This is a genomic window from Pseudomonas sp. SJZ078, assembly GCF_007828255.1.
GTDB lineage: Bacteria > Pseudomonadota > Gammaproteobacteria > Pseudomonadales > Pseudomonadaceae > Aquipseudomonas.
In genome coordinates this window covers 23,130-39,541 of sequence record NZ_VIUG01000018.1, presented here as the reverse complement: position 1 = coordinate 39,541, position 16,412 = coordinate 23,130, and the positions used below count along the sequence as shown (strand labels likewise).

16 protein-coding genes are annotated in these 16,412 nt (G+C 63.6%); 1 reads left to right on the top strand and 15 read right to left on the bottom strand.

Going from position 1 to position 16,412, the window contains the following annotated elements:
- Positions 1 to 64: 64 nt before the first annotated feature.
- The 15 genes from FBY02_RS16805 to FBY02_RS16735 all read right to left on the bottom strand — a co-directional run bounded on the left by FBY02_RS16805 (position 65) and on the right by FBY02_RS16735 (position 14,695).
- Entirely contained in the window at positions 65 to 982 is a 918-nt protein-coding gene (locus FBY02_RS16805; protein WP_144929377.1) for a dihydrodipicolinate synthase family protein, read from the bottom strand.
- Positions 983 to 1,062: 80 nt separating this feature from the next.
- Entirely contained in the window at positions 1,063 to 2,091 is a 1,029-nt protein-coding gene (locus FBY02_RS16800) for a proline racemase family protein (RefSeq protein WP_144929375.1), read from the bottom strand.
- 117 nt (positions 2,092 to 2,208) lie between these two features.
- Positions 2,209 to 2,931, bottom strand: coding sequence for an amino acid ABC transporter ATP-binding protein (locus FBY02_RS16795; RefSeq protein ID WP_144929373.1), 723 nt, complete (start codon positions 2,929 to 2,931; stop codon positions 2,209 to 2,211).
- Complete coding sequence (locus FBY02_RS16790; protein WP_144929371.1) at positions 2,924 to 3,574, bottom strand: amino acid ABC transporter permease; 651 nt, start codon at positions 3,572 to 3,574, stop codon at positions 2,924 to 2,926. Before FBY02_RS16790 ends, FBY02_RS16795 begins: the two co-directional genes overlap by 8 nt.
- Positions 3,575 to 3,583: 9 nt before the next feature.
- Positions 3,584 to 4,249, bottom strand: a complete 666-nt coding sequence (locus FBY02_RS16785; RefSeq protein ID WP_041024839.1) for an amino acid ABC transporter permease — start codon at positions 4,247 to 4,249, stop codon at positions 3,584 to 3,586.
- A complete protein-coding gene (locus FBY02_RS16780; protein ID WP_144929369.1) occupies positions 4,242 to 6,020 on the bottom strand; it encodes an aconitase X in 1,779 nt (592 codons plus the stop codon). The genes FBY02_RS16785 and FBY02_RS16780 overlap by 8 nt, the downstream gene beginning before the upstream one ends.
- A gap of 10 nt (positions 6,021 to 6,030) precedes the next feature.
- Positions 6,031 to 6,849 (bottom strand): transporter substrate-binding domain-containing protein, encoded by an 819-nt coding sequence (locus FBY02_RS16775; RefSeq protein ID WP_144929367.1) that lies wholly within the window; start codon positions 6,847 to 6,849, stop codon positions 6,031 to 6,033.
- Positions 6,850 to 7,079: 230 nt separating this feature from the next.
- Entirely contained in the window at positions 7,080 to 7,829 is a 750-nt protein-coding gene (locus tag FBY02_RS16770; protein ID WP_144929365.1) for an AraC family transcriptional regulator, read from the bottom strand.
- 173 nt (positions 7,830 to 8,002) lie between these two features.
- Complete coding sequence (locus tag FBY02_RS16765) at positions 8,003 to 9,259, bottom strand: FAD/NAD(P)-binding oxidoreductase (protein ID WP_144929363.1); 1,257 nt, start codon at positions 9,257 to 9,259, stop codon at positions 8,003 to 8,005.
- A complete protein-coding gene (locus FBY02_RS16760; RefSeq protein WP_144929361.1) occupies positions 9,256 to 9,492 on the bottom strand; it encodes a 2Fe-2S iron-sulfur cluster-binding protein in 237 nt (78 codons plus the stop codon). The genes FBY02_RS16765 and FBY02_RS16760 overlap by 4 nt, the downstream gene beginning before the upstream one ends.
- Positions 9,493 to 9,527: 35 nt before the next feature.
- The gene (locus tag FBY02_RS16755; protein ID WP_144929360.1) at positions 9,528 to 10,646 is read right to left on the bottom strand and encodes an FAD-binding oxidoreductase; all 1,119 of its coding nucleotides are present in this window, start codon (positions 10,644 to 10,646) and stop codon (positions 9,528 to 9,530) included.
- Positions 10,643 to 11,575 (bottom strand): 4-hydroxyproline epimerase, encoded by a 933-nt coding sequence (locus tag FBY02_RS16750; RefSeq protein WP_144929358.1) that lies wholly within the window; start codon positions 11,573 to 11,575, stop codon positions 10,643 to 10,645. Before FBY02_RS16750 ends, FBY02_RS16755 begins: the two co-directional genes overlap by 4 nt.
- A gap of 115 nt (positions 11,576 to 11,690) precedes the next feature.
- Positions 11,691 to 12,602, bottom strand: a complete 912-nt coding sequence (locus FBY02_RS16745; protein WP_144929356.1) for a hypothetical protein — start codon at positions 12,600 to 12,602, stop codon at positions 11,691 to 11,693.
- 139 nt (positions 12,603 to 12,741) lie between these two features.
- Positions 12,742 to 13,413 carry a GntR family transcriptional regulator gene (locus FBY02_RS16740; protein WP_144929354.1) on the bottom strand — a complete coding sequence of 224 codons (672 nt, stop codon included), beginning with the start codon at positions 13,411 to 13,413 and terminating at the stop codon, positions 12,742 to 12,744.
- Between the two features lie 115 nt (positions 13,414 to 13,528).
- Positions 13,529 to 14,695, bottom strand: a complete 1,167-nt coding sequence (locus FBY02_RS16735; RefSeq protein ID WP_144929352.1) for an MFS transporter — start codon at positions 14,693 to 14,695, stop codon at positions 13,529 to 13,531.
- Between the two features lie 135 nt (positions 14,696 to 14,830).
- Between FBY02_RS16735 and FBY02_RS16730 the strand changes: the two genes are divergently transcribed.
- Positions 14,831 to 16,243 (top strand): PLP-dependent aminotransferase family protein, encoded by a 1,413-nt coding sequence (locus tag FBY02_RS16730; protein WP_144929350.1) that lies wholly within the window; start codon positions 14,831 to 14,833, stop codon positions 16,241 to 16,243.
- Positions 16,244 to 16,412 lie beyond the last annotated feature (169 nt).

The following is a 16,412-nucleotide window of genomic DNA, read 5'->3' as shown; positions in this document are numbered from 1 at the left end:
CAGACAAACCGCTTTCGCGAGCAAGCCCGCTCCCACACAGGCCATCCTGATTTCAACGACGGTCCTAGAGCCCCACATCCGGCAGCACCGGCCGATTCGCCAGGGCCTTGGCCATGATCTGTTCCACATACAGCCGGTCCTCTTCCGGCAGGGCCAGGCGTGGTGGGCGGGAGAGGGCGCTGCCGCGGCCGGCGATGGCTTCGCACAGCTTGATGCATTGCACCAGGTCGGCGCGGGCGTCGAGGTGCAGGATCGGCATCAGCCATTCATAGATCGGCATCGCTTCGGCGAACCTGCCATCGCGGGCCAGGCGGAAGATGGTTTCGCCTTCCTTCGGGAACACGTTGGACATGCCCGAGACCCAGCCTTCGGCGCCCACGGCGAGGCTTTCCAGCACCACGTCGTCGAGGCCTGCGAACAGGACAAAGCGATCACCTACTTCATTGCGCACATCGATGAACCGCCGGGTGTCGCCGGAGGAGTCCTTGAAGCACACCACGTTGTCGCAATCGGCCAGGGAAATCAGGATGTCCGGGGTCACGTCGTTCTTGTAGATCGGTGGGTTGTTGTAGACCATCAGCGGCACGTCGGCATGCCGGGCGACATAGCGAAAGTGCTCGGCGGTCTCGAACGGCTTGGAGCCATAGACCAATGCTGGCATCAGCATTACGCCGTCGACGCCGACCTTGCGCACCGCGTTGGCGACCTTGGCCGCCTGTACGCTGGTGAATTCGGCCACGCCGCAGATCACCGGCACCCGGCCCCGGGAGGCGTCCACCGCGACTTCGGTCACGGCGATTTTTTCTTCGGCGCTCAACGAGGTGTTTTCCCCCACCGAACCGCAGACCACCAGGCCCGAGACGCCGTCACGGATGACGTTGGAAATGACCTCATGGGTCTTGTCCAGATTGATGGAGAAGTCATCGTTGAATTGGGTGGTAACGGCGGGGAATACGCCGCTCCAGTTGATGCGTTTGCTCATGGTTGTCTCCGGTTGATGATAGTACTGTGGCGAGGGGATTTATCCCCTCGCCACAGGGGTGGGTGTGAAATTCGGAATGTTCATGCGCCAGGCCACGTATCCGAAAGCCGATAGCCTTGGGGCCACGGATCGGCCGGATCCAGCAGCAGTTGGTGGGTCCCGGTGATCCACGCTCGCCCGGCAACGCACGGGTAGATCGCCGGGCGTTCGGCCACGTCGGTCAGCGAGTCGATGCGGCAGTGGAACTCGGAGCCGATGATCGAGCGCCCGATGAACCGTTCACCCACCTGCATCAACCCCTTGGCCTGCAGCACCGCCATGCGTGCCGAGCACCCTGTGCCGGTGGGGGAGCGATCGATCTTGCCGGGTTGGATCACCACGGCGTTGGCGCCGGTCGCGACACCTGCCTCCATGACGATGGGCGCGGCGATCTGGCAGAACGAGATATGCGACCAGTCCGGGTTCAGCGGATGTTCGAAACCCAGTTGTTCATTGGCGGCCCGGGTGATTTTCAGCCCGATATCTACCAGGTCGGCGGCCTCGTCAGGGCGGATGGCAAAGCCCAGGCGCTGGGCGTCGGCGATGACGAAACTGTCGCCGCCATAGGCGGTGTCCACCTGTAGCGAGCCCAGGCCCTGCACTTCGATCCAGGCATCGAGACGGTCGGCGAAGGACGGCACGTTCCTGATCTCCACCCGTTGCACCTTGCCGTCGCGGCAATCGGCGACGGCTTCGATCAACCCGCCAGGGGCCTCCAGTATCAGGCGGGTCTGGGGTTCAGTCATGGGCAGGATGCCGCTGTCCAGCAGCACAGTCGCCACGCAAAGGGAGTTGGAACCGGACATCGGCGGCGTGTCGGCGGGCTCCATGATGATCCAGCCCATCTGTGCCCGCGGGTCCTTGGCCGGTACCAGCAGGTTAACGTGGCGGAACACGCCGCCACGGGGTTCGTTGAGGACGAAGTTGCGCAGGGTCTCGTCCCGGGCAATCCAGCGCGACTGTTCCCACACGGTGGCACCGGGCGGAGGGGCAACGCCGCCGACGATCACATCGCCGACTTCGCCTTCGGCGTGGCAGCTGACGATGTGGATGATTTTGGATGAGCGCATGGGATGCTCCTTATGTTGTTCATGCGGGCCTCTTCGCGAGCAAGCCCGCTCCCACATGGGATTCGTGGACAGCACCGAACCCTGTGGGAGCGGGCTTGCTCGCGAAGGGACCAGCGCCTATTTCACCGACCTGAGAAACGCCGCCGTCTCCCGCTGCATCGGATTGCCGATCACCTGGTCCGGCGGTCCGATCTCATGGACCCGGCCATTGCAGAAGAACGCCACGCGATCGGACACGTCCCGGGCGAAGCGGATCTCGTGGGTTACCAGCACCATGGTCATGCCGTCCTCGGCGAGCATGCGCATGGTGTCCAGCACCTCGCCCACCAGTTGCGGGTCCAGGGCCGAGGTGGCTTCGTCGAACAGCATGTAGTCCGGCGACATCGCCAGGGCCCGGGCGATGGCCATGCGCTGTTGCTGGCCGCCGGACAGCTTGTTCGGGAAGGCCTTGAGCTTGTCCCCCAGGCCCACGTGCTCCAGCTGCTTAACCGCCAGGGCCTCGGCGTCCTGTTTGCTCTTGCCCAGCACCTTGCGCGGCGCCAGCATCACGTTCTCCAGTACGGTCAGGTGCGGGAAGGCGTTCCATTGCTGGAAGACAATGCCGATCTTCTGCCGCAAGTGATTGAGATCGGTGGCGCGGTCATGGACCTCGACACCGTCCACGCGAATGCTGCCTTGCTGGATCGGCTCCAGGCCGTTGATGCACATCAGCAGGGTCGACTTGCCGGAACCCGAGCCACCGATGATCGACACCACTTCGCCCTTGTCCACGGTCAGGCTGACACCCTTGACCACTTCCAGGTCGCCAAAGGATTTATGCACGTTCTCGATCTCAATCATTTTCCTGCCACCTTCTTTCCAGACGTGCGCCGAGGCGGGCAACCACCAGGCTCATGACGTAGTAAATGAGGCCTGCGATGCACAGCACCAGCAGGGGTTCCTGAATGCGCGTGACGATGGTTTGAGAGGCACGCAGCAGCTCGACAATGCCGATCCACATCACCAGCGCGGTGTCCTTCATCACTCCGAGTACCAGGTTCAGCCAGCCGGGAAACGCCACGCGCGTGGCAATCGGCAGGACGATGAAGCGCAGGTCCTGCAGGTAGCTCAAGCCCAGGGAACGGCTGGCCCGCCGGGTGCTCAGTGGCACCGCCAGCACACCGCCGCGGACGATTTCGGTGAAATACGCGGCGGCGTAGACGCCGAGCACGATGCAGCCGACGGCGAAGGCGCTGAGGTTCAGCCCGGCGATACTTTTCAGGGAGTTGAACAGCACGAACTGGATCAACAACGGCACGCTGCGGAACACGTCCAGTACCCAGGCCAGCGGCAGGCTGGCCCGGGGCAGCAGTGCCCGGAGCAGGCCGAACAGCAACCCGGCCAGGGTGCCGAGCAGGATCGACCAAACAGTCAGTTGCAGCGTGACCCAGGCCCCGTCGAGCAAGAACAGCAGGTCGTTGACGGTGAGGCTTGTTGTAAACATGACCGGCCCTCAATAACGGAAAAGCCGCCAGGACAACAGCCGGGCGAGCCCGACGATGAGCTTGGCGATCAGGTAATACAGCGCGGCCGCGAGGGCGAAGTACTCGAAGGTGCGGAACGTCTTGACGTTGTATTCCTGGGTCACCCCGGTGAGGTCGTTATTCAGGCCGACCACCACGCCCAGCGAGGTCATCAGCACCGCCCAGACCATCTGGTTGGTCAGCGGGTAGAAGACGATGCGCAGCAGTTGCGGGACGATGATCATCCGATAGGCCTGGAACGCGCTCATGCCCAGGGAACGGGCGGCGCGCATCTGCGTACCGGGTACGGCCTTGAGGCCACCGCGAAAGTTCTCCGCCAGGTAACCGGCATTGTTGAAGGTGATCCCGGCCAGCAACGCCAGCCAGGAACTGACGTGCAGCCCGAGGGAGCCGAGGCCGAAGTAGAGGATGTAGATCTGGAACAGCGACGGCGTGTTGCGGGCGATGGAGACCCAGCCATTGCCGATGCCGCGCAGCAATGGATGACGCGCCTGGCGCATCACCGTCAGCACCAGCGCGATCAGCACGCCGAAGATCATCGACAGCGCCGCGGTCTCGAACGTGACCCAGGCCCCGGCGAGCATGTCGGGCAACGCGCGCAGGGCCGGGCGCCATTGGAAGCTGTAGTCAAACATGGAAGGGATTCCCCCGGCGGGTGACAGGTTGCAGCCAGAGCGGCGGTTGGCCGCTGGCGGTGGCGATGCAGGCGGCGTCGACACAGGCCGCGAGGCTGGCGAAGTGCACCCCGCGCCCCACCAGGCCGGGCGCGTAATGGGCGTATTTGCCGGAATTGGTCATCAGGGTGGTGGCAGCGGGTGGGATGACCGGTTCGCCCAGCATGCACCAGCAGGTGTCGGTCACCAGCGTCGCGCCGAAGGCTTCGATGGCGTCCAGGTGGCCCGCCTGGCGGGCCTGTTCCAGTACCGCACGGCCGCAGGTGATGGCGAGTATCACGTCCGGGTGCTTACTCCGGCCGGTGCAAAGAGTCGCCAGGGCGGCAAATTCGCTGAGGGAGAAATGCGGATTGCCCAGGGAAACCACGTCCACCCGGTTGTCCCGGGCACTGTTGAGCTCACGCCAACTGGCAAGCAGCCCCGCGGCATCCACCGTTACCATCGGTATTGGACAATCCACCTCCACGACATCGGCCGGGTCGAGGGCTTCCGGTGTGACCCCAGCGATGTGGAACAGGGGCGCGGCACTGGTGGTCGCGAACGCGGCGCCGAAGGCCTTCAGGTCATCCCGTGTCGGCGCGGCGTGCTCCAGGCCGCGTATCAATGGAATGCGCCGGCCCGTCAGGCCACCGATGTGATAGCCCAGCAGCGGATAGAAGCTGTCGTCGACAGTGCCCAATCCCGGCACGTCGACGATCAGCTTGGCTTTGCGCTGATCGTCCAGGTGACAACCGGTCAAGGGCGCCCGGCCGCACAAGGCGATGCAGATATCCAGGAAATCCGGATATTTCTGCGTGCGAGCCCCGAGCACACTGTTGGCGTAGACCACCGCGTTGGACTCGGCCCAGACGATCTGCTCGCCGGCCCTGGGCGCGGTATCCAGCAGATACGGCGCGCAGGTGAAGCTCAACTGTGCGCCCATCGTCATGTAGGCATCGCCCAAGGCACTCGCCGGTTCGCCCAAGGCCGGGTCGATGCCCAGTTCGCGCCAGCGGCGCTGGTCCACGGAAATGGAATTGAGGGTAGTGGGCACGCGCACCCTGGCGCCCCACTGCACCAGTTGCTCGGCAAAGCGCAGGCTGGCCGGGCCGGTGTAGATGCAGCCGTCGATGTGGGCCTGGGTTACGTCCAGCAACTGCGTGGCACCCTGGATTTCGGCCATGCGCAAGACGACTTGCATGGCCACCTGGGCGGCCTTGCCGTGGCTGCCGTCGAGCAGCGTCCGGTCCTGTTCGGTGAGGCTGACGGTAGACGGCATGGGCGGCTGCAAGGGGACGTCGGCGCCATCCCAGCGATCGTTGGGACGACGACCGGACAAGGTCAGGCAATCGCCTTCGACGCGCACGAAACCCTGGCCGCGCAAGCCGTCGAAGGCTTCACGACCGACCTGCACCACCGGCAGGGAACGCTGGAAAATCAATTGCGCCACCAGCACGCCCAAGGTCAGGATCTCATCCGTTTCGGCCAGCACCAGCGCTGCGGGTGCATGGCCGTTGCTGATCAGCTCCATCAAGACGCTGCTGCCGGTGCACGAGCCGCGCCCGCTGGGAATTGCCAGCACGCGCCCGGCCAGGCGCTCGCCGCTGAGCGGGTGATGCCGGTCGATGACTTCACCGCTGGCCGGATCCACACCGCCCCAGAAACTCAAGCCCACATCGGCAAAGAGCAGGGCACCCTGGGCGGCACCCTCCACCAGACTGCGGCCCATGACACGGATAGGCGTGCTTGGCATGCCCCGATCCTCAGTAATAGACCTGCGGGACGGTCAGGTTGGCCGGCGGAATGTCGGTGCCGACCCATTTGGCGAACAGCTCTTTGTAGCGGCCGGTGCGCACCTGTTGGTTGACGAACAGGTTGAGGTAGTTGATCAGGCCGAACTCGTTGCGCTTGGCGCCAAGGGACACATAGTCGATGACATAAGGTGCGTCACCGGCGATCTTCAGGTTTTTGTATTTGCCCGACTTGATGGTCGCAGCGGCCACGGTGTTGGTGACCACCGTCGCATCGATATGCCCTTGGGCGACGGCCAGCAGCGTGTCGTTCTGCGACTGGTAGGCGCGGAAGCTGCCGCTGCCCCAGTTCTTCTGGTCTTTCTCCAGCGCGATGGCTTCATAGGTGCCGCTGGTATTGCCCACGGCCTTGCCCTTGAGGTCGGCGAAGCTATTGATGCCAGTGTTGTCGCGGGTCAGCACCACCATCTGGAAGGCGAAGTAGGGCACGGTCAGGCCGACGGTCTTGGCCCGCTCCAGAGTGTCGGAGGTGGAGGCGACGATGACATCGGCGCGGCCGGAAATCAGTGCCGGGATCCGATCAGGGAACGGTGTTTCCACGACTTCGGCATCGACCCCCAGGACCTTCGCCAGATCGTGGCAATAGTCCACGTCGAAGCCCGCCGGTTTGTTGCTTTCGTCACGAAAGCCCATGGGCGGGAAGTCCAGGGTCACGGCGCAGCGCAGCTTGCCGGAGTCGATGATGTCATCGAGCTTGTCGGCATGGGCGGTGGTGATGAACAGGGGGGCCAGGACAACACTTAACGCTACGGCCAATGCAGGATTTTTCATAAATGCCTCGCTGTCGAATAAATGCGGTGAGATATCGTATTGAGGATTTCGTATACGATATTAGATAAGCAATCCACGTGCCTGTCTCACAAAACGCTCGCTTGAATGGATAACTCGTTGATAACAAACAGTAATAGGGCGTAGAGGGTTCGAGCGGTACTCAAGATCGCTTCAGGCAGGTGTTACAGATGGGAGCAGTGGGGGCTCCGTCGCCCTTTAAGGGAACAGATTCACTCCTGGCTTTCGCGGTACTGGCTCGGCGACAGGCTGGTCAAGGCGCGGAACTGGCGGCTGAACGCGCTGTGGTCGGTGTAGCCGCAACGCAAGGCGATCTCGGTGATAGGCAGGTCTCTGTCCAGCAGCAGGCGCGAAGCTTCTTCCAGTCGGGCTTTGTGAATCATTTGCCGGGGCGTGAGCTGAAAAATGCGTTTGCAGTGCCGCTCCAGTTGCGCCACCGACAACCCGGCGATGGCGGTCAGTTCGGCGAGGCTGATGGGGCGGGCAAAGTGATGTTTGATATGGGCATCCACCGCCGCCAGTTTCTGAAACGCCGGGTGGCTGGACTGCGGCAGTTGCAGGTCCCGGGAGATGCCGGCCAGGCCGGTGATCTGGCCGTTGGGCTCGCGCAGGGCGATTTTATGGGTCAGGCACCACACCGGTTGATTGCCGTAGTACAGGTGCAGTTCGAGTTGGTCGGCCAGCTCCCGGCCGCTGGCCAGCACCCGTCGATCCTGTTCGGTGTACAGCGGGCCGAAACGCTCGGGGAACACCTGCTCGGCGGTGCGGCCGAGCAGATCACTGCTGTGCTTGAAGCCGCAGCGCCGGGCCAGGGTCTGGTTGACGAAGGCGTAGCGGGCCTGAGTGTCCTTGATGAAAAACACCACGTCCGCGAGGGTGTCGAGCAGCGGCGCGATGGATTGCAGGTTGTGCAGTAGAGTGCCCAGGTCGCAGGGGGTGAAGGATGTGAGCGAGGGATACATGGGTTGGCATCATCTCTGGTTGAAGCGAGCATGCTCCCACAGTTGCGGTATGAACACATCGATTCCAGTGGGAGCGGGCTTGCTCGCGAAAGCGGTGCTTCAGTTTGCATTGATCTTGAATGTACCCCCTCTTCGCGAGCAAGCCCGCTCCCACAAATGAATCGCTGTCTGGCTCAAGTGGACGGGGTTTCTTCCAGCCCCAGCAAAGTTTCGATCCGTGCCGGGCTGAACGGCGGGCGCGGAGTGGGTGGCGTCCAGTCGAACAGATACTCCAGGGCCGCACCGCAGACCCGGCCCTGGCACGCGCCCATGCCACAGCGGCTGGCGAGCTTGGCTTCGCGCCAGCTCACGTGGCCGATCAGGTCGCCGTAGGGCACGTCTTCGCAGCGGCAGACCAGGGTGTCGGCCCTGGCCAGGGACTTGAGCCGCTCATTAAGGGCGAAGGCTTTGTTCAGTGCTCGGGCGAAACCCTGCCAGCGTTCCCGACGCGGCCACAGGCGTCGGGCGGCCGCGGTATCGTCGACCGCCGCGTGACCGGCGATGGCGCCTTCCACCAGCGCCAACTCGCTGCCGCCGAAACCGGTGCATTCGCCGGCGGCGTAATGGCCCTGGCGAGTGGTCGCCTGCCAGGCATCCACCGCGAGGGCATTCTCGGCGAGCTCGCAGCCCAGGGCCTGGCCGAGCTGGGTATTGGGGATGAGCCCAAAACCACACGCCAACCGGTCGCAGGCCAGTTCGACAACCTTGCCCTGTTGCAGCAAACGCACGCCTTCGAGTCGCTCTTGCCCCAAGGCCTCCAGCACATGGCTTGCGGTGCGGTAATGGCTATCGAACAGAGCGAACGCTTGCAGGAACTTGCCCGGCCAGCGCGGCAATTGCGCGGCGAAACCGGCCACGGCGGCACGGCTTGCCTGTTCGGCCACCCGTAGCACGTGGGCACCCTGGTGCCTGGCCGTGGCGGCGCTGGCCAGCAACAGTGGCCCGCTCCCAGCGATCACCAGGCGTTCATCCCGTACCGGCAGGCCCGCTTTGATCAATGCCTGCAAACCGCCGGCGCCGGTGACGCCGGGCAGGGTCCAGCCGGGGAAGGGCAGCAGCAACTCCCGGGCGCCGGTGCACAGGATCAAACGCTCGTAGGTGATCTGCCAACCGCGCTCGGCATTCTCCACCAACAGGGTTTTATCGGCGGCGCAGGCGATGACCCGGGTACCGGCATGGCAGCGCACATTGGCACAGGCCTGCAACCGCTGACGCAGGCGGCGTGCCGCGGCGGGTAGGCTGGCCTGGGGGCCGTCGCGCCAGATCTGCCCTCCAGGCAACGGGTTGTCGTCCAGCAGTACGATAGACGCGCCGCGGCGTGCCGCGGCCAGGGCGGCGGCCATGCCGGCGGGGCCGGCGCCGATGATCAGCAGGTCGGTGGTTTCGTTCATGGTCGGGTCTGCACATGCATGCCGTCGCGGCACAGGGTCTGGCAGGCCAGGCGCCGCTGGCCGTCGATCATCACCCGGCATTCCTGGCAGATGCCCATGCCGCACAGGGGCGCACGCCGTTGGCCGCTGACCGAGGTGCGACTGCAACCGTCCGCACCCAAGGCCAGGGCGGCGGCGACGCTGGTGCCGGGGGTGACCGTGAGAGGGTGGCCGTCCAGGAATAATTCAGGCATCTATCGGGCTCCGTATAAAACTGTGGCTAGAAGATTTAGCTGACATGCACGGGCTCCCCCAGAAAACGCTCCGGCAGGTACGCTTGAAGGGCCAACGGCGAGGCTTCGTTGAACAGCTGCGCTACCAGCAAATCAGCCGTCGCGGGGGCCGTTGTGACTCCCAGTCCTTCATGCCCCACCGCCAGCCACAGACCCTTGCGTTGCGGGTGCTGTCCCACCAGCGGCAGGCCATCGGGGCTGGCGGCGCGCAAGCCGGTCCAGGCACGGATGCCGTTGAGCTGTGCCAGCCCGGGCATGTAGTCGACAGCGCGCTTGAGCATCTTCGCCAGCATCCAGCCTTCCACCTGCGGGTCGACGGTGCCGAACTGGCGCGAGGCGCCGATGAACAACTGCCCGGTGGGACGCGGCTGGATGTTGCAGGCCACCGATGGGCCGCTGGCGTTGTGAGCACTGGTGACGTAACCCAGTTCGACCAGGGTGTGGGTGACGGTGGCGGGGTAGCGATCGGTGATCAGCAGGTGGCCTTTCTTCGGCTCGATCGGCAGCTCCGGGCACAGTTCAGTGGCCTGGACTCCGTTGGCGAGGATCACCGCTTCGGCCCTCAACCAGCGCCCGTCGTCCAGGCGTACCCGCGGGCCGTCCACTTCGGCAACTTGCGCCCGTTGCTGGCGGATGTGGGGGCCGCCCAGCATCCAGCGCGTGGCGGCGGGGGCATAGAGGATGCCGTCGCCCTTGATCAGCAGGCCGCCTTCCAGGCCTTCGCGCAATTCGGGTTCGCGCTGACGCAGGGCCCCGCGTCCGATCAGCTCGCAGTCTTCTCCGTGGGCCAGCAGATTCAGGTATTTGCTGTTGGCGACCGCCATTTCCTCCGGATTGGCCGCCAGCCACAAGGTGCCGTTGTTGCGCCACCCACAGCCTTCGGGAAGAGCCGGGGCCAGCTCGCGCCAGCGCTGCAAGGAATATTGACTCAGGGCCAGTTCCGCCGGGTTGTCGTCCAGCACCAGCAGATGCCCCATGCCGGCCGCGGTGGCGCCGTGCCAGCCGGCATCGAGCACCACGACCTTCAAGCCACGCTGGGACAAGGCCCGGGCACAGGCCGCGCCGACGATGCCCGCACCGATGACGATCACGTCGGCGATCAGGCCCTCGGTCACAGTCGAATGCCCCAGGCGAACGGGTCATCCGCTTCGATGATCAGCGTGGCTTCGGCGCTGATATAGGCGCGGCCGCGAATCGTCGGCACGATGCGCTCGCCCGCCTGCTCATAAGAGCCTTCGAACTCGCTGCCGATCACACTGGCCTGGCGCCAGATCTGGCCGGGCTGCAGCTTACCGTCCGCGGCCAGGCACGCCAGCTTGGCGCTGGTGCCGGTGCCGCAAGGGGAGCGGTCGTAGGCCTTGCCGGGACAAAGTACGAAGTTGCGGCTGTCGGCTTGCAAGTCGTCGGCAAACAGCTCGATGTGGTCGATCAGCCCGCCGTCCTCGCCACGCAGGCCTTGCTGTTCCAATGCTTGCTGCACGGCGTAGGTGTAGGCGGTCAGCGCGTCGAGGTTGTCGCTCGCCACCCGTTGGCCGTGGTCGGCGATCAGGAAGAACCAGTTGCCGCCCCAGGCCACGTCGCCTTCCACCGGGCCGATGCCGGGCACTTCCAGGCGCAGTGCCTTGCGCCAGCGATAGGCGGGGACGTTGCGCACGCTGACCGAGCGATCCTCATGCAAAGTGGCCTGGACGGTGCCCACCGGGGTTTCGATGCTGTGTACGCCCGGGCCGATCCGCCCCAGATGAGCCAGCGACGCCACCAGGCCGATGGTGCCGTGGCCGCACATGCCCAGGTAGCCGCTGTTGTTGAAGAAGATCACCCCGGCACAGGCGCTCGGGTCGACCGGTTCACACAGCAGCGCGCCCACCAGCACGTCGCTGCCCCGGGGTTCCAGTACGCAGGCGGCGCGCCAGTCATCGTGCTGCGAGGCCAGGCGCTGCCTGCGCTCGGCCATGCTGCCCTGGCCGAGATCGGGAAAACCGTCGGTGACCAGTCGGGTCGGCTCACCGCCGGTGTGGGAATCGATCACAGTGATGCGCTTCATGGGGCCACGTCCGTTCAGATAAGTGAGCGCAAGCGTGGCCCGCAACAGGGGGCGGCGGCTTGATGGTTTTATCTGTCACCCATGACGAAATCGGCACAGTGCAGAGCCGTGATCATCAGTCGGAGGTGTCTCTCCACTGCCACTCGATGTATTCCGTATTGATGCCCAGGGCCTCGAACTTTTCCGCCACGTAGCGCAGGCAGGCTCCGCCGTCGGGGCGGTAATGCCCCGACGCATCGTTGACCATGGCAATGACGTGCTCCATGCGATGCTCCCTGATCCTGAATTCCCCGGCGCATATGACCGGCCTGCCGCTGCCGAGTTGGCTGTGCCGGATGTAGTTGGCCCGATCAGCATGTTCCCAGCGTTTATAAATGATGGAGTTTTCCGGGGTATACACCCAGGTGTAGCTGTTGGACTGGTCGTTGGGAGAGAGTATTTCGCTGGTTTGCGATTTCAGTTGATTGCCGATCAATTGGCCGTCCCACATCCCCACCAGTTGACCGACGCCGTCGATTTTCGACGGATCATAGCAACGCCAGTGCATGAGATCGCCAATGAAGGGCATCCACCTGATCGGGTAGGTCTGGGCGTTGAGGTCAATCGATCGCTTGTCGGAATTCATCCAATCGGAAAAATGCACATGGCCCGACCATACGGCGAGCAAGTGCGAGGATGAATTCCTGAGCCAACGGTGCACCTGCTTGAAGGACAGGTTGGTGTAGATGTCATTGGCCTTGATCAGTACGGAGTCCAGCTCCCAGTCATCGGTGGCGATCGGGTGGGCTTCGGGCCTCTGGTAGAAGGTCAGGCCGTCGATTTCGGACAATGAGATCCGGGGGCGGCCGAACAGTCTTGGCAGGTCGATCTCCACCGTGATGGTCTGCCCGACTCGCGGGGCTTCACAGAATAATTGCATCTGACTGAGAGGCCCCATGGACACATACAGGGTGTCGTCGGTGCCGGCCCAGTTTTCGTTGGTGATCGAGGCTGTCACAGTCAGGGTGTCTACAATGGTATCGGTCATGATTGAGGGGCATTTTGTCTCTGATTAAGAAGGCTCCGATTCTGCGGCCGCGTTGCTGGGCCCTGGTGGTACATATGTATATGCGCAAAAAAAAAATGCCGGGTCGCTCAGCGGCCCGGCATTTTTTGAGCGATCAACCTCAATGGCTGGAAGGCAGGAACTCGAACAGCGTCTTGCAGACGCCGGCGATGTGCTCGTCCAGCAGTTTCACCGCCCGTTCGATATCACCGGCCCGGCAGGCATCGAGGATTTCCCGGTGCTCGTGATCGGCGCGCTCCTTGCCGGCCGACAAACTCATCTGCATGCGCAGGTAGCGCTCCAGCTTGTCGTGGACCGAGCGAATCAGGCTGACCAAAAAAGGCCGTTGTGCCGGCTCGTAGAGGCAGGCGTGCAACTGCCAGTTGAGTTCGGCCCAGCGCCCGACGTCATCCTCGCCGATGAACTCGCGACAAATGGCCTCGGCGCGAGCGAAGGTGTCTTCGGTCATGTTGGGAATCGCCAGGCGCAGCACCTTGTCCTCCAGCAACATCCGCACTTCGAACATCTGCGCCAACTCCACCTCGGACATCCGCGTGACCATCGCGCCACGATTGCGCTGGAACATCACCAGGCCTTCGGCCTCCAAACGCTTGAGAGCTTCACGCACGGGGATCTTGCTGACGTTGAACTGACGGGCGATATCGTCCTGGCGAATCGGCTCGTCCTCGGCAAAATGCCCGGCCACGATGGCCTCGCGCAGGTGCCGGGTGATGATTTCCGAAGTGGAGGGGGTGTTGCCCAGGTCAGGCAGTTTGAACTTGGATAAAGTCACGGCGGCGGGTCGGTTGCTGAGTTGGGGATATGGTATACGACTTGGCGGAGGTGGTGTCTCGGATCTTGACGCTACCCTCCAGACGAGTGAGCCCTTTGTGGCGAGGGGTCCGTGTTCAGCCGTGGGATACGCGGATTACATACGCTTCTGTCCGAACGATGACCCACCCCGTCACCAACGCACCCAACGACAACGCCAGCCCGAACAGGACCAACGCCACATCGGCGCCAAACCGGTCAGCCAACAGGCCGGTCACCACCACCGGAATGCTGAACCCGATGTACGCGAACAGGAAGAACCCGGCACTGACCCGGGCCTTTTCCAGGCCGGCCATTGCGGTGATCGCCGAGAGCCCGCCCAGGTACAGAAAACCATAGCAGGCGCTGCTGGCCCCCAGCGCCCCAAGCAGCACTGCGATCAGCGAACCGCTGCTCGCGCCCCAGGCCAGCAGCGCATAGCTCAAGGGCAGCACCAGCAAGCCAAACCCGGTGGCCCTGGCCGGTTGCAGGCGACGCACCCAGGGCTGGAACAGCAGCCCGCAGCTGATCACGGTGAAGGTCGACAGGCCCGACCATTGCTGCAGATTGTGACGTGCCAGCACCGAGGGCAGTATCGCGATAACCAGGCCCGAGGTCGCCCAGGCCAGCAGCATGGAGAAGCCATAGGGCAAGCTGCCGGCGGGGAACAGCGGCAGGCGCAGCATCGGCGCCCGAGTTGTTCTGGCCGCAGGGTCCGGCAGCCTGGACACCACGATGAACGCGACAGCGGCCAGGCACAACTGCAACCAGAAACTGCCGGGCACCACGCTGTGGTGGACGGACAGGAACAGACTGGTCAACGCCGCCCCCAGGCCGAAGCCCAGGGAGGTGCTGGCGGTGATCCGATTGGCGGCGGAGCGGGTATCGCTGCCCGCCAGCAGTTCAGTCATGTAGGCCGTCGACGTTGCCGACGCCAGGCCCGTGCCCACCCCCATCATCAGCCGCGCCAGACCCAGCGCGACGAGGTTCGGCCAGATCGAGGTGATGACTGTCGCCAGCATCGACAAACCCAACGCAAGCATTATCAGCGGCCGGCGTCCTACCCGGTCGGCCAGCCCGCCGAAGGCCAGCAGCACCGGCAACACCCCCAGTACATAACATGAGAACGCCACCGCCGTAGCACCGGCCCCGTGGCCGGACGCCTGGGCGTAGGTGGTATAGAGCGGCGCCTGCAGGTTGACCGCCAGGGTGATCAGGCAAAGGCCGAAAGCCAGTCCCCATGAATGTCGATGCTGTGCGTTCAAGCGTGCTCCCCGAAAGTCGTCAAATGGCGTCTACGGGACTATCACTGCCGGGCTTCGCGGGAACAAGGAACAGGCCGAGGGGTTTTGTGATTAACTGTTCGCTCGAAATTGGAGAACACTTCAAGAGCCTCCGACATGGACCTGAATATCGACCGCAATGCCGCCGAGCCCATGACCCGGCAACTGATGACTCAGCTGGTGGGCTGGATCAGCAGCCATCACATCCGCCCCGGTGCCCGAATGCCTTCCATCCGGCAATTGGCCCAGGAGAATGATGTCAGCCTGTCATGTGTGATCAAGGCCTATGACCAACTGGTTGCCAGCGGGGTGCTGGAATCGCGGCATGGATCGGGTTTCTTTGTCGCCCAGCAGGTGTCCCGGCCCGTGGAGCCGGATGCTGAAACAAGCGAGGGGGCATGGACGTTATTCGACAACGAGTCCACGCTACTCAAGCTCGGCTGCGGCTGGCTGCCTGACTCCTGGCGCGACGACACCGATCTGGGTCAGGCGATCCGCCAGGTGGTGCGCAGCGACAACCACGCACTGTTCAACTACAGCACGCCCCTGGGCTCTGTTCCTCTACGCCAGCACATCCAGAAACGGCTGGGGCTGATCGACATACATGCCGATCTTGCGCAGATCCTCACCACCCAAGGCGCCAGCCATGGCCTCGACCTGTTGGTGCGCACGCTGCTCAAGCCTGGTGACCTGGTCCTGGTGGAAAGCCCCGGCTACTACAATCTGTTCAATCTGCTGAAGTTGCACGGAGTCAGGACCCTGGCGGTTCCGAGGGGCACCCAAGGGCCGGATATCACCAGCCTCGAGCGCTTGCTCGGCCAGTACAAACCCGTCTATTTCTTCATCAACAGCATGTACCAGAACCCCACCGGCACCAGCCTCGCGCCGAGCGTCGCGTATCGTCTGCTGCAACTGGCCAACCAACACGATTTGCGCCTCATCGAAGACGACATCTACGCTGACTTCCAGAATGGGCCGACGTCTCGCCTCGCGACCCTCGACGGTTTGGACCGGGTGATCTATCTGGCGAGCTTTTCCAAGACACTGTCCAGTTCGCTGCGCATCGGTTACGTGGTCGCTCAACCTGACATCATCAACCGGCTGGCCGAGGTCAAGATGGTGACCGGTATCGGCTGCTCGCTGTTGGCGGAAAATGTCGTGGCGACACTGCTCGCCAACGGGGCTTATCGCAAGTTGCTGCAACGCCTGCGCCAGCGTTTGAACAAGCAGATGGCGAGCACGCTGCGCCAACTTGACCAGGCGCACTGGGAGGTCTTCGCCGAGCCGACCGGGGGCCTGTTCGTATGGGCCAGGCCCCGGCATGTGGAGAGCGGACGGGTGCAGCAGATCGCCCGTGAAGCGCAGGTTCAGCTCTCCCAAGGCGCCAGTTTCATGCCGGCGAGGGAGACGTGTGACTGGTTGCGGCTGAACGTGGCTTTCGTCCAGGATATTCGGGCGCAGACGTTTTTTCGGCGGATAGAAGAGGCGTCGCTGGTGGGGCAGGCGGAACAGAGGAATGAAGCTGTTTGAGAGTTGGTCGGAATCTCGGACGTTTCCCGCAGGCTGTGACGTCTTTCGCTGACTGTACGGTGATGGGGTTCGCCGCTAAATTCTGTTCGTCGCTACCGATGTAGCGACCGGATGTGGAAGTCCGTTCTCTAGCTAAAGGCGCTAAGCGTCCATGAGCTGATGTTGACCG

What these genes read in the sequence shown, in the direction of transcription:
- FBY02_RS16805 (WP_144929377.1), bottom strand. Translation starts at nt 982, where the DNA reads ATGAGCAAACGCATCAACTGGAGCGGCGTATTCCCCGCCGTTACCACC.
- FBY02_RS16800 (WP_144929375.1), bottom strand. Translation starts at nt 2,091, where the DNA reads ATGCGCTCATCCAAAATCATCCACATCGTCAGCTGCCACGCCGAAGGC.
- FBY02_RS16795 (WP_144929373.1), bottom strand. Translation starts at nt 2,931, where the DNA reads ATGATTGAGATCGAGAACGTGCATAAATCCTTTGGCGACCTGGAAGTG.
- FBY02_RS16790 (WP_144929371.1), bottom strand. Translation starts at nt 3,574, where the DNA reads ATGTTTACAACAAGCCTCACCGTCAACGACCTGCTGTTCTTGCTCGAC.
- FBY02_RS16785 (WP_041024839.1), bottom strand. Translation starts at nt 4,249, where the DNA reads ATGTTTGACTACAGCTTCCAATGGCGCCCGGCCCTGCGCGCGTTGCCC.
- FBY02_RS16780 (WP_144929369.1), bottom strand. Translation starts at nt 6,020, where the DNA reads ATGCCAAGCACGCCTATCCGTGTCATGGGCCGCAGTCTGGTGGAGGGT.
- FBY02_RS16775 (WP_144929367.1), bottom strand. Translation starts at nt 6,849, where the DNA reads ATGAAAAATCCTGCATTGGCCGTAGCGTTAAGTGTTGTCCTGGCCCCC.
- FBY02_RS16770 (WP_144929365.1), bottom strand. Translation starts at nt 7,829, where the DNA reads ATGTATCCCTCGCTCACATCCTTCACCCCCTGCGACCTGGGCACTCTA.
- FBY02_RS16765 (WP_144929363.1), bottom strand. Translation starts at nt 9,259, where the DNA reads ATGAACGAAACCACCGACCTGCTGATCATCGGCGCCGGCCCCGCCGGC.
- FBY02_RS16760 (WP_144929361.1), bottom strand. Translation starts at nt 9,492, where the DNA reads ATGCCTGAATTATTCCTGGACGGCCACCCTCTCACGGTCACCCCCGGC.
- FBY02_RS16750 (WP_144929358.1), bottom strand. Translation starts at nt 11,575, where the DNA reads ATGAAGCGCATCACTGTGATCGATTCCCACACCGGCGGTGAGCCGACC.
- FBY02_RS16745 (WP_144929356.1), bottom strand. Translation starts at nt 12,602, where the DNA reads ATGACCGATACCATTGTAGACACCCTGACTGTGACAGCCTCGATCACC.
- FBY02_RS16730 (WP_144929350.1), top strand. Translation starts at nt 14,831, where the DNA reads ATGGACCTGAATATCGACCGCAATGCCGCCGAGCCCATGACCCGGCAA.